Annotated in this window: 10 protein-coding genes; 1 reads left to right on the forward strand and 9 read right to left on the reverse strand. The window is 63.8% G+C overall.

All coding sequences use genetic code 11. From position 1 onward, the window contains the following. Positions 1-248: 248 nt before the first annotated feature. Positions 249-2,453 carry a primosomal protein N' gene (locus V9T28_RS19960; RefSeq protein ID WP_116401754.1) on the reverse strand — a complete coding sequence of 735 codons (2,205 nt, stop codon included), beginning with the start codon at positions 2,451-2,453 and terminating at the stop codon, positions 249-251. A gap of 196 nt (positions 2,454-2,649) precedes the next feature. On the opposite strand from V9T28_RS19960, the gene V9T28_RS19965 reads away from it, so the two are divergent. After that, complete coding sequence (locus tag V9T28_RS19965) at positions 2,650-3,597, forward strand: tyrosine recombinase XerC (protein WP_339071789.1); 948 nt, start codon at positions 2,650-2,652, stop codon at positions 3,595-3,597. A 7-nt stretch (positions 3,598-3,604) separates the two neighbouring features. On the opposite strand, the gene V9T28_RS19970 is transcribed toward V9T28_RS19965, so the two are convergent. The 8 genes from V9T28_RS19970 to sucC all read right to left on the reverse strand — a co-directional run bounded on the left by V9T28_RS19970 (position 3,605) and on the right by sucC (position 12,844). Next, positions 3,605-4,141, reverse strand: a complete 537-nt coding sequence (locus tag V9T28_RS19970; RefSeq protein ID WP_116401706.1) for a hypothetical protein — start codon at positions 4,139-4,141, stop codon at positions 3,605-3,607. A 103-nt stretch (positions 4,142-4,244) separates the two neighbouring features. Further along, the gene (gene lpdA, locus V9T28_RS19975; protein WP_116401755.1) at positions 4,245-5,660 is read right to left on the reverse strand and encodes a dihydrolipoyl dehydrogenase; all 1,416 of its coding nucleotides are present in this window, start codon (positions 5,658-5,660) and stop codon (positions 4,245-4,247) included. Positions 5,661-5,707: 47 nt separating this feature from the next. After that, entirely contained in the window at positions 5,708-5,983 is a 276-nt protein-coding gene (locus tag V9T28_RS19980; RefSeq protein ID WP_116401707.1) for a hypothetical protein, read from the reverse strand. Positions 5,984-6,092: 109 nt separating this feature from the next. Continuing rightward, positions 6,093-7,346 (reverse strand): 2-oxoglutarate dehydrogenase complex dihydrolipoyllysine-residue succinyltransferase, encoded by a 1,254-nt coding sequence (gene odhB, locus V9T28_RS19985; RefSeq protein ID WP_199500188.1) that lies wholly within the window; start codon positions 7,344-7,346, stop codon positions 6,093-6,095. A gap of 63 nt (positions 7,347-7,409) precedes the next feature. Continuing rightward, a complete protein-coding gene (locus V9T28_RS19990) occupies positions 7,410-10,370 on the reverse strand; it encodes a 2-oxoglutarate dehydrogenase E1 component (protein ID WP_116401709.1) in 2,961 nt (986 codons plus the stop codon). Between the two features lie 44 nt (positions 10,371-10,414). Beyond that, on the reverse strand, positions 10,415-10,756 hold the full coding sequence (locus V9T28_RS19995) for a DHCW motif cupin fold protein (protein ID WP_116401710.1): 342 nt from the start codon (positions 10,754-10,756) through the stop codon (positions 10,415-10,417). Between the two features lie 4 nt (positions 10,757-10,760). Beyond that, a complete protein-coding gene (sucD, locus tag V9T28_RS20000) occupies positions 10,761-11,645 on the reverse strand; it encodes a succinate--CoA ligase subunit alpha (RefSeq protein ID WP_116401711.1) in 885 nt (294 codons plus the stop codon). Beyond that, the gene (gene sucC / locus V9T28_RS20005; protein ID WP_116401712.1) at positions 11,645-12,844 is read right to left on the reverse strand and encodes an ADP-forming succinate--CoA ligase subunit beta; all 1,200 of its coding nucleotides are present in this window, start codon (positions 12,842-12,844) and stop codon (positions 11,645-11,647) included. Before sucC ends, sucD begins: the two co-directional genes overlap by 1 nt. Positions 12,845-12,972 lie beyond the last annotated feature (128 nt).

Below are 12,972 nucleotides of genomic sequence, written 5' to 3' on the forward strand. Positions count from 1 at the left end.
GTGAGCACGCGGAAAGAAAGCTCAATAAACCGAACGCCCCCCGCGATAAGCGGTTTGGACCTAACACATGGATTTTTGGCACGCAACCCATTGTGACCGCCGGCGACACCAAAATGACCAAATTGCGGCGACAGGTCGCGTGCGCGCAAAAAATGCCTTGCCTGCGTACGAATGAAACGGATTTTGCGGCCCCATCGCGCGAAAACCGCCCCTTACTGGCGAGACAGGCGCGAACCGTTCCGCCTGCGCTATAAGAAGCTTTGCGGATCGACATCCACCGCCACCCGCACGCCGCCGCGTTCCTTCGGCCCCGCCGCCAGCATGGCGCGCAGGAAGCCCTGCAGATCGGCTTGCCGCGGCGCCTTGACGAGCAGGCGGAAGCGGTGCCGGCCGCGCACGACGGCAATGGGCGCCTCCGCCGGGCCGAGGATCGCGAGGTCGTCGCGCCCGGGAAGGCCGTGCGCCAGGCGCCAGCGGTCGGAATGGGGCAGGCCATGGGCAGCCCGCACCAGCGCGCGGGCATGCGCCTCGGCGGACGCCCGGTCATTACCTGAGACGATCAGCGCGGCGAGCCGGCCGAAGGGCGGCAGGCCGGCGCGCTCGCGCATTGCGATCTCCTCCGCATAGAAGCGCTCCGCATCGCCCGACAGGATGGCGCGGATCACCGGGTGATCGGGCTGATAGGTCTGGACAAAGCCGCGGCCGGCAAAATCACCCCGCCCCGCGCGGCCCGTGACCTGCGCCAGGAGCTGGAAGGTGCGCTCGGCAGCGCGCGGATCGCCGTTGGCGAGACCGACATCCGCATCGATGACCCCCGCCACCGCCAGTTTCGGAAAATTGTGGCCCTTGGCGACGAGTTGCGTGCCGATGATGATATCGAATTCGCCGCTCGCGATCGCATCGAGCTCACGCCGCAACCGCATCGTGCCGCCGGGGAAATCCGACGAGAGCACGAGGGCGCGCGCGCCGGGAAAGAGCTCGGCCACTTCCTCGGCCAGCCGTTCGACGCCCGGCCCGCACGCCTGCAGCGCGTCGGGCGTCTGGCATTCAGGACAAATCTCGGGGCGGCGCTCCACATGGCCGCATTGATGGCACATCAGCGCGCGGCGGAAGCGGTGCTCTACCAGCCAGGTCGAGCAATTCGGGCACTGAAAGCGGTGGCCGCAATGGCGGCACAGAGTGAGCGGCGCATAGCCGCGCCGGTTGAGGAACAAGAGCGATTGCGCACCCTCGGCCAACGCGCCACGCACAGCCTCGGCGAGGCGCGGCGAGATCCACGTGCCGCGCGCGCCGGCCTCGGCCCGCATGTCGATCGCGGCAAGCTCGGGCATTTGCCGGCCGCCGAAGCGCGCGGCGAGGCGCAGGTGTTGGTAGCGGCCTTGCGCGGCATTGACCCGCGTCTCGATCGAGGGCGTCGCGGACGCGAGAACGATCGCCGCCTGTTCGAGCTGCGCCCGCACCACCGCCATATCGCGGGCATGGTAGGCGACGCCGTCCTCCTGCTTGTAGGCAGCTTCGTGCTCCTCATCGACCACGATCAACGAGAGCGCCGAGAAAGGCAGAAACAGCGCCGACCGCGCGCCGGCGACGACTTTCACCTCCCCGCTCGCGGCGCCCTCCCAAATGCGGGCGCGCTTGCGGGCGGTGACGCCCGAATGCCATTCGGCCGGGCGCACGCCGAAGCGGGCAGCGAAACGGTCGAGAAATTGCGCGGTCAACGCGATTTCGGGCAGCATGATCAGCGCCTGCCCGCCCGCGCGCAAACTCGCGGCAATCGCCTCGAAATAGACCTCCGTCTTGCCGGACCCCGTCACGCCTTCCAGGAGAATGGCCGAAAATTTACCCTCGCCGACCGCCGCGCCGAGCGCGTCAGCGACGGCGCGCTGGCTGGGTTCGAGCGGAGTTACGGCAAAATCAGGGTTTGGCGTTTCCGCAACCGGCTCGGGCGGCAGGTGAACCGCCTCCAATGCACCGGCATCGATGAGCGCATCGATCACCGCGGTCGAGCAGCCCGCCGCATGGGCCAGCGCCGATTTGGACAGGGCAAATCCTTCCGCGGCCGCCTCCAGCACCCGCCGCCGCGCCGGCGTGAGGCGCTCCGGCACCGCCAGCCCGCGACGCACGCCGATGCGCAGCGGCTCCGGCCCGACATGCTCGGGCGCGCGCACCGCCATGCGCAGCACCATGCCGCGTGGCGCCAGGGTCCAGCGGGCGATCCAATCGACCAACTTGCGCATGGCCGGCCGCAGCGGCGCGATGTCGCGGCGCTGCTTGATCTCGCGCAGATTGCCGCCTGATTCTGCCCGCACCGCCCAGACAATGCCCGTCGCCTCGCGCGTGCCAAGCGGGACGAGCACAAAATCGCCGGGCTGCAGAGCCATGTCCGCAGGGACGCGGTAGGAATAGACCTGATCGACGGCGACGGGGACGAGAATGTCGGCGACAAAGCTCAAGGCACCAGCCTGGGTAAGGAGCGGCAAACCGCGGTTGAGATAAATTTCGACCGATTCGCTGATATAGTCCCGAAAAAAGCGACGGATCGCGCCGTCTCCGTACCGGCTAAACGCGGGAAAAGGAAGCGGTGCTTCGGAAGACGGGCAAAGCAACCAATCCTTCACGAAACCCCGTCATCTTGACGGCATGAACGATATGGACGCCATCGCCTTCCCCGCCGCGCCGGATCTCGCCGCCGAGGCACGCGCCTGGTTCGCGCATATCGGCGTCGAGCGGCGCATGTCGCCCAAGACGGTGGAAGCCTATGGACGCGACCTGCGGCAGTTCCTGACATTCCTGACCGAGCATAACGGCGCGCTGCCGGGCTGCGCCAGTTTCACCTCTCTGAAACCGACCGACATCCGCGCCTTCATGGCTCGCCGCCGTAATGAGGGCATCGAGAGCCGCTCGCTGATGCGTATATTGTCCGGCATCCGGTCTTTCGCCCGGCATCTGGAGCGGGAAGGCAAGGCAAAAGTGTCCGCCTTCTCCGCCGTCCGCACACCAAAAATCGCCCGCAGCCTGCCAAAGCCGCTGGCCGCCGAAGCCGCCCGGCGCGTGACGCAGACCGACACGCGCGCCGGGGAAGAGCGCGAACCCTGGGTGCTGGCGCGCGACGCCGCCGTGCTCGCCCTGCTCTATGGCGCGGGCTTGCGCATTTCCGAAGCCCTGGGGATCACGCGGGCGGCGGCGCCGGTCGGGGAGATCGATGCCGTCACCGTGCTCGGCAAGGGCGGCAAGCAGCGCGCAGCGCCCGTCATCGCGCCGGTGCGCCGGGCGGTCGAGGATTATCTTGCGCTCTGCCCCTATGTGTTGAAGCCGGATGGGCCATTGTTCGTCGGGCAAAAGGGCGGACCGCTCAGCTCGCGCATCATTCAGCTTGCCATGCAGCGGCTGCGCGGTGCGCTCGGCCTGCCCGATACCGCAACCCCGCACGCCCTGCGCCATTCCTTCGCGACCCATCTCTTAGGGAACGGCGGCGATTTGCGCACAATTCAGGAATTGCTTGGCCACGCGTCGCTCTCGACGACGCAGATCTACACGGCGGTGGATTCGGCCCGGCTGCTGGCGGCCTATCGCGCCGCCCATCCGCGCGGCCGATGATCCAGCCTCACGCCCGGCGCGTCCGTGTGTAGCGCCACAGCGCGACGAGCCGCCGCCAGAGCGAATGATGGTGGCTATTGGTGAGCCCCTCGTATTGCAGCGCGGTCTTGATCCACGCCTTGATCGGCGCGGTCTGCTCATGCGCCCATGCGTGGGCCTTCATGACCCATTCGTAGAGCGTCTTGAACCACCCGATCGACAAGAGCTTGTCGCGGCACATGGTGAACAGATAAGCGATCAGGCCGTAGCGCACGATCTCGGCAAAAAGGTAAACGCCGCCGGCAAAAAGCCAATGGTGATGCGCCGCGAGCCAAATGGCAGCGATCTTGAAAATCTCCGGCAACAGCAGCGGGATGAGAAAGATCAGCAGGGTCGGATAAGGCGGCAGGGTCTCCATGAAGGCGGCGACCCGCCGCTTCAGCCCCTCCAGCGGCAGGATGGCGATGAACCAGCCAATGATCGGATGCAGGTGGTCCCACAGCCAGGAGAGGCCGAGAAAGATAAGAGCCGTTGCCAGCCACAGCGCTTTTTTAATCGCACGCATCAATCGCCCCAATTTTGGTCGCCCGCACTATAGCAGGAATTGTGGCGAGATTGACGGGGCGGTCTGAACAGACTGCGGCCTTGCGGGCCGCGGTCCATTCCGCTCAAATATGGATCGAGCGCTTCTCGACCCCCATGGCTGCTTCCTTCACCGCCTCCGACATGGTCGGATGGGCGTGGCAGGTGCGAGCAAGGTCCTCGGACGAACCGCCGAATTCCATCAGCACCGCCGCCTCGTGGATCATTTCGCCGGCGCCGAAGCCCACGATATGCGCGCCGAGCACTGCGTCGGTCGCAGCATCGGCCAAGATCTTCACGAAGCCGTCCGTGTGGCGCATCGCGCGGGCGCGGCCATTGGCCGTGAAGGGGAATTTACCGACTTTGTAGGCAATGCCCGCCGCCTTGAGGTCCTCTTCGGTCTTGCCGACGGACGCGATCTCCGGCGAGGTATAAACGACCGCCGGAATGACGTTGTAATTCACATGGCCATGCTGGCCCGCGAGCATCTCCGCGATCGCGACGCCCTCGTCCTCGGCCTTATGGGCCAGCATCGGTCCACGCACCACGTCGCCGATGGCATAGATGCCAGGCACGTTGGTGGCGAAATGCTCGTCGATCACGACGCGCCCGCGCTCGGTGGCGACCCCGGCCGCCTCAAGGCCGAGACCCTCGATATAGGGAGTGCGGCCGGTCGCGATCAGCACGCGCTCGGCCTGCAACGTTTCCGCCGCGCCGCCGGCGACCGGTTCGAACGTCACATCCGCGCCGGAGGCAGAGGTGGTGACCCCGGTCACTTTCGAGGCAAGGCGGAATTTGATGCCCTGCTTTTCCAGCATGCGCTGGACCTGTTTGACGACTTCGCCGTCCATGCCGGGCAAAATGCGATCGAGGAATTCGATCACCGTCACCTCGGCGCCAAGCCGGCGCCAGACCGAGCCGAGCTCCAGGCCGATGACGCCCGCACCGACGACGACGATATGGGCCGGGACCTTGTCGAGTTCGAGCGCGCCGGTCGATGAAATCACGATCTTCTCGTCGATCGGGATGAAATTGCCGTCCCTGTCGCGCAATTTGGCGACATCGGAACCGGTCGCGATCACGATGTTCTTGGTCTCGAGTTCCCTCACCTTACCGTCCTCGCCGGTGACATTCACCTTGCCGGCGCCCGCGATGGCGCCCGTGCCGATATAGCTCTCGATCTTGTTCTTCTTGAACAGGAAGGCGACGCCCTGCACGTTCGCATTCACCGTATCGGTCTTGTGCTTCATCATCGCGATAAGATCGAGCTTCGGCGTATCGACGACGATGCCGAGCGGCGCAAAGCCGTGCGCCGCTTCATCGAACAATTCGGATGCGTGCAGCAACGCTTTCGACGGAATGCAGCCGATATTGAGGCAGGTGCCGCCGAAGGTCTTGCGCTTCTCGACCACGGCCACTTTGAGCCCGAGTTGCGCCGCGCGAATGGCGCAGACATAGCCGCCGGGGCCGGAACCGATTACCACAAGATCATAGGCAGACATCATTCAACTCCAAACGCGAGAAGGCTGCGCGCGAAAGGCGCGGGGGGTCAGTAGCAGCGCACGCCCCAATAGGTTTCGCGGCAATAGGCGGGGCCGGGGTAGAAATAGGCCGGCTCGTAATAATAGGGCGCGCCGCCCATGCGCGCATGGCGCAGATCGTAGCGGCACTGCTTGTATTCTTTCGTCTTCGGGGTCTCGCCGTAGCTGCGGCAGATGGCATCATCGTTGGCGTCCGAATTGGGCGGCACCTCCACAGTGGCGACGCACCCCGACAGACCGAGACCAAGACCCAGAAGCGCAAGAGCGAGAAAAGACGAACGCATGGAAGTCTCCCCAGGGTGTTCTTTCGCGACAGGCCAATGCGCCGATCCGCGCGCAGCACAGCACATGTCGACTGCGCGCCGAAACGACCCGCAGTCGACTAAAGTACAATCACAGATCCAAGACAAGCCGCGCCGGATCTTCCAATGCTTCCTTGACGCGCACCAGGAAGGTGACCGCTTCCTTGCCGTCGACGATGCGGTGGTCGTAGGAGAGCGCCAGATACATCATCGGGCGGATTTCGAGCTTGCCGCCGATCACCATCGGCCGCTCCTGGATCTTGTGCATGCCAAGAATGCCCGATTGCGGCGCGTTCAGAATCGGCGTCGACATCAGCGAGCCGTAGATGCCGCCATTGGTGATCGTGAACGTGCCGCCCTGCATCTCTTCGAGCTTGAGCTGGCCGTCACGGGCGCGCTTGCCGAAATCGCCGATCGTCTTCTCGATCTGCGCCAGGCTGAGCCGATCCGCATCACGCACCACCGGCACGACAAGGCCCTTGTCGGTGCCGACCGCGATGCCGACGTGATAATAGTTCTTATAGACGAGATCCGTGCCGTCGATCTCGGCGTTCACCGCCGGGATTTCCTTGAGCGCCTGGGTGCAGGCCTTGGCGAAGAAGCTCATGAAGCCGAGCTTCACGCCGTGCTTCTTCTCGAACACGTCCTTGTATTTGGTGCGCAGGGCCATCACTTCGGTCATGTCGACCTCGTTGAAGGTCGTCAGCATCGCGGCGGTGTTCTGTGCGTCCTTGAGGCGGCGGGCGATAGTCTGGCGCAATTTCGTCATGCGCACGCGCTCTTCGCGGGAGGCATCGTCGGGCGCGGAGGGCGCGCGGACGCTCACCGGCGCAGGAGCGGCCGGCGGCAAAGTCACTTGGCCGATGACCGGCGCGCTTGGGCTCGCAATGGCGGCGAGCACATCGCCCTTCAGCACCTGGCCGCGCTTGCCGGAGCCGGCGACATCGGCAACCGCAATATTGCTCTCAGCGGCGAGCTTGGCCGCGGACGGCGCGGGCGGCATCGAAGTTGCGGCCACGGCAGCTTCGGCTTTCGCGGCAGGGGCCGGGGCTTCCGCCTTCGGCGCCGGAGCCTCAGCCTTTGCGGCGGGGGCCGCGGCCGCTGCAGCGCCGCCTGCGCCGATCTGGCCGAGCAGCGCGCCGACGCCGACCGTCTCGCCTTCCTTGGCGACGATCTCGGCCAGCGTTCCCGAGGCGGGCGCGTTGACTTCCAACGTCACCTTGTCGGTCTCGAGTTCGAGCACGGGCTCGTCGGCCTTCACGGCTTCGCCGATCTTCTTGAACCAGCGGCCGATGGTCGCCTCGGTGACGGATTCGCCCAGAGTTGGAACACGGATTTCGGTCATGATGATAACTTTCGATATGTCTATCTTTGAAGAAAAACCGGCGCGGGTTGCGCGCCGGCCGTTTTATTCGGCATAGGCTTGATCGAGGAAGTCCTTGAGCTGGGCGAGATGCTTCGACATCAGGCCGGTCGCGGTCGCGGCGGAGGCCGGACGTCCGACATAGCGCGCGCGCTTGACCTTGCTGCCGATCTGATTGAGCACCCATTCGAGCAGCGGTTCGACAAAGCTCCAGGCTCCCATGTTCTTGGGCTCTTCCTGGCACCAGATGAACTCGGCCTTCTTGAAGCGCGACAATTCATTGACCAGGGCTTTCGCCGGGAACGGATAGAGCTGTTCGACGCGCAGGATATAAACGTCGTCGATGCCGCGCTTCTCGCGCTCCTCGTAAAGATCGTAATAGACCTTGCCCGAGCACAGGATGACGCGGCGGATCTTCTCGTCCTTCACGAGCTTGATCTTCTCGCCCTTGTGCGATTCGGCGTCATCCCACAGCAGGCGGTGGAAGGACGAACCGACCGTCATGTCGTCGAGGGTCGAGACGGCGCGCTTGTGGCGCAGCAGGCTCTTCGGCGTCATCAGGATCAGCGGCTTGCGGATCTCGCGCTTGAGCTGCCGGCGCAGGATGTGGAAGTAATTGGCCGGCGTCGAGCAATTCGCCACCTGCATATTGTCTTCCGCGCACATCTGCAGATAGCGCTCGAGCCGAGCCGAGGAATGTTCCGGCCCCTGGCCCTCATAGCCGTGCGGCAGCAGGCACACGAGACCGGACATGCGCAGCCATTTGCGTTCGCCCGACGACACGAACTGATCGAACAGGACCTGCGCGCCATTGGCGAAATCGCCGAACTGCGCTTCCCACAAGGTCAGGGCGTTCGGCTCGGACAGCGAATAGCCGTATTCGAACCCGAGCACCGCCTCTTCCGAGAGCATCGAATTGATGACCTCGTAACGCGCCTGGCCGTCGCGGATGTGGTTGAGCGGCACGTAGCGCGCTTCCGTCTCCTGATCGATCAGCACCGAATGGCGTTGCGAGAACGTGCCGCGCTCGCAATCCTGACCGGACAGGCGCACGCGGTGCCCTTCGTCGACGAGCGACCCGAAAGCCAAGGCCTCGGCCATCGCCCAATCGATGCCCTCGCCGGTCTCCACCATCTTGCGGCGGTTCTCCAGGAAGCGGCCGATGGTCTTGTGCACGCGGAAGGTCGGGGGAACTTCGGTGATCTTCTGCGCGAGTTCCTTGAGCTTGCTGATGTCGAGGCCGGTCTGGCCGCGCCGGTCGTCTTCGACGAGTTCGTTCGCCGATTTCAAGCCGACCCAGCGGCCGTCGAGCCAATCGGCCTTGTTGGGCCTATAGGCTTGCCCCGCTTCGAACTCGGCCTCCAACCGCTGCCGCCAATCGGCGCGCAACTTGTCGACTTCACCGGCGGTGACCACGCCTTCCGCAACCAGCTTTTCGGAATAAAGCTCCAGCGTCGACTTCAGGCTGCGGATCTTGCGATACATCAGCGGCTGGGTGAAGCCCGGCTCGTCGCCCTCGTTATGGCCATAGCGGCGATAGCAGAACATGTCGATGACGACGGGCTTGTGGAACTGCTGGCGGAATTCGATCGCGACTTTTGCCGCGAACACCACCGCTTCCGGATCGTCGCCGTTCACGTGGAAGATCGGCGCCTCGATCATCTTGGCCACATCCGACGGATAGGGCGTCGAGCGCGAGTAGCGCGGATAGGTCGTGAAGCCGATCTGGTTGTTGATGATGAAATGCAGCGAGCCACCGGTGCGATGGCCCTTGATGGCCGACATGCCGAAACATTCCGCCACGACGCCCTGGCCGGCGAAGGCCGCATCGCCGTGCAGCAGCAGCGGCAGCACTTTCGAGCGCTCGGAGATGTCGCTCAACTGATCCTGCTTGGCACGCACTTTGCCGAGCACGACCGGATTGACGATTTCGAGATGCGAGGGATTGGCGGTGAGCGACAGATGCACCTTGTTGCCGTCGAACTCGCGGTCCGACGAGGCGCCGAGGTGATATTTCACGTCGCCCGAGCCTTCCACATCGTCGGGCGCGAACGAACCGCCGCGGAACTCATGGAACAGCGCGCGATGCGGCTTGTTCATGACCTGGGTGAGCACGTTGAGCCGGCCACGATGCGCCATGCCGAGCACCATATCGCGCACGCCCAATTGGCCGCCGCGCTTGATGATCTGCTCCAGCGCCGGAATCAGCGATTCCGCGCCGTCGAGGCCAAAGCGCTTGGTCCCGGTGAATTTCACGTCGAGATATTTCTCGAAGCCTTCGGCCTCGACGAGCTTCGAGAGAATCGCACGCTTGCCCTCGCGGGTGAAGGAGATCTCCTTATCCGGCCCCTCGATGCGGCGCTGCAGCCAGTCCTTGGCCGCAGGGTCGCTGATGTGCATGAACTCGAAGCCGATCGTGCTGCAATAGGTGCGGCGCAAAATGCCGAGCATTTCGCGGATCGTCGCATATTCCAGACCGAGCACGTTATCGATGAAGATCTTGCGGTCCCAATCGGCCTCGGAGAAGCCATAAGACGAGGGATGCAATTCCTCATGATCCTTCTGTGGCTCGAGGCCCAAAGGATCGAGGTTCGCGTAGAGATGGCCGCGCATACGATAGGCGCGCACCATCATCACGGCGCGTACCGAATCGCGCGTTGCCTGCAGCACATCGGCGGCGGATATGTCCGCGCCCTTCGCAGCCGCTTTCGCCTTGACCTTGTCGGTCAGCATCTTCTCGACCTGCGGCCAATTGCCGTCGAGCGCGGACACCAATTCGCCATTGGCATGAATCGGCCAGTTGGGCTTCGTCCACGACGCGCCCTTGGCGGATTTCTCGACCGCGGTGCGGTCATCGTTCAGTGCGTCGAAAAATTCGCGCCACGCCGGCTCGACCGCATTCGGGTCGGCCTCATAGCGGGCCTGCAAATTTTCAATATAAGCCGCGTTGGCACCGTAAAGAAATGATGTCGAAAGCAGCGCTTCGTTTTGATCCTGGCGTGCCATGGTTACACCCTTTGTTCGCAGGCTCTTCCACCTGCAAATATGTTTTAGTCAACGATAAACAGCTTGGCGCCGATCGCCGTGCTTGAACGATGCGGTTCAGCATCATCAGCCACTTGGTAAGACATGCCGGGGAGCAGCTTGAATGTGCGCCCGTCAGCCAGCACCGTGTCCAATTCGCCCTCGAGGCAGAACAGGACGTGACCTTTCGAACACCAGTGATCGGCTTCATACCCTGCCGTATATTCGACCATCCGCACGCGGATCTGGTTGCCTTCCGGACCAAACACCCGCGTACGCCACACAGCATGACCGGCATCGCCCGCGTGCCGGGTTGCACCAACTTGCTCCCAGTCGACCACGTTGAAGGCGATGTCGGTCATTCGCATCTCATTATCCCTTCAACACATCCACCAAGGTCTTGCCGAGCCTTGCGGGCGACGGCGAGACGCGGATGCCGGCGGCTTCCATCGCCGCGATCTTGTCCTCGGCGCCGCCTTTGCCGCCGGCGATGATCGCCCCGGCATGGCCCATACGGCGTCCGGGAGGCGCGGTGCGGCCGGCGATGAAGCCGACGACCGGTTTCTTCCGGCCGCGCTTCGCCTCGTCGGCGAGGAACTGCGCCGCGTCCTCTTCGGCGGAGCCGCCGATTTCACCGATCATGATGATCGAATCGGTCTTTTCGTCGGCGAGGAACATCTCCAGCACGTCGATGAATTCGGTGCCCTTGACCGGGTCGCCGCCGATGCCCACCGCCGTCGTCTGGCCGAGGCCTTCCTGCGTCGTCTGGAACACGGCTTCGTAGGTCAGCGTGCCGGAGCGCGAGACGATGCCGACATTGCCGGGCTTGAAAATATTGCCCGGCATGATGCCGATCTTGCATTCGCCGGCCGTCATGACGCCAGGGCAATTCGGGCCGATCAGCCGCGACTTGGAGCCGGACAGCGCCCGCTTCACCTTCACCATGTCCTCGACCGGGATGCCTTCGGTGATGCAGACGATGAGCGGAATTTCCGCCTGGATCGCTTCGCAGATCGCATCCGCCGCCCCCGGCGGCGGTACGTAGATGACGGACGCATCGGCGCCAGTCGCGTCTTTGGCTTCCATCACCGTGTCGAACACCGGCAGGCCGAGATGCCGCGAACCACCCTTGCCGGGCGACGTGCCGCCAACGATCTTGGTGCCGTATGCAATCGCCTGTTCGGAATGGAACGTGCCGTTCTTGCCGGTGAAACCTTGGGTGATGACTTTGGTATTTGCGTCGATCAGAACGGACATTAGCGAACCTCCTTCACGGCTTTCACAATCTTCTGCGCGGCATCGTCGAGATCGTCTGCCGGAATGACATTGAGGCCGGAGTCCGCAATGATTTTCTTACCCAATTCGACATTCGTGCCCTCGAGCCGCACGACCAGCGGCACTTGCAGGCCGACTTCCTTGACCGCCGCAATCACGCCTTCCGCGATCACGTCGCAGCGCATGATGCCGCCGAAGATGTTGATCAGAATGCCCTGCACATTCGGATCGGCGGTGATGATCTTGAAGGCCGCCGTCACTTTCTCCTTGCTGGCGCCGCCGCCGACGTCGAGGAAGTTGGCCGGCGCTTCGCCATAGAGCTTGATGATGTCCATGGTCGCCATGGCAAGGCCGGCGCCGTTGACCATGCAGCCGATCGTGCCGTCGAGGGTGATGTAATTCAGGTCGTGCTTGGAGGCTTCGATCTCTTTGGCATCTTCCTCCGTCTCGTCGCGCAGCGCGACGACGTCGGGGTGCCGGTAGAGCGCGTTGGAGTCGAACGACACTTTCGCGTCGAGGCAGCGCAATTGCCCCTGCTTGGTGATGATCAGCGGGTTGATCTCGAGCATCGCCATATCCTTGGCGACGAAGGCGGTATAGAGTTGCGCCACGAGCTTGTCGGCCTGCTTGGCAAGATCACCGGAGAGGCCGAGCGCCTTGGCGGCCAGACGGCCGTGATGAGGCATGATGCCGGTCGCGGGATCGACCGAGAAGGTCACGATCTTTTCCGGATGGTGATGGGCAACTTCCTCGATATCCATGCCGCCTTCGGTGGAGACGACGAACGCGACGCGCGAGGTGGCGCGGTCGACGAGAATGGAGAGATAGAATTCCTTCTCGATGTCGGAGCCGTCTTCGATATAAAGGCGGTTGACCTGCTTGCCCGCCGGACCCGTCTGCACGGTCACGAGCGTGGAGCCGAGCATCTCGCTGGCGAAAGTCTTGACCTCATCGACGCTTTTCGCGAGGCGCACGCCGCCTTTGTCGCCGGCCGACGCTTCCTTGAACTTGCCCTTGCCGCGGCCGCCGGCGTGGATCTGGCTTTTCACCACCCAAAGCGGGCCGCCAAGCTCCTTGGCGGCAGCTTCCGCCTCGCTGGCCTTGAAGATCGGCACGCCGCGCGAGACGGGCACGCCAAATTCCTTGAGCACGGCTTTCGCCTGATATTCGTGGATGTTCATGCGGTTCCTCTGACTTTGGAGGCTGCACTTCTTCCCGCTTGCGGAAGAGAAGGGCCTGAAGGGTGGATGAGAGGCAGCAAAATTCTCGTTAAAGATGAGCAATGAAATGATTGGCGCCAGCTTTGGGG

Source organism: Methylovirgula sp. 4M-Z18 (assembly GCF_037890675.1).
Lineage (GTDB): Bacteria > Pseudomonadota > Alphaproteobacteria > Rhizobiales > Beijerinckiaceae > 4M-Z18.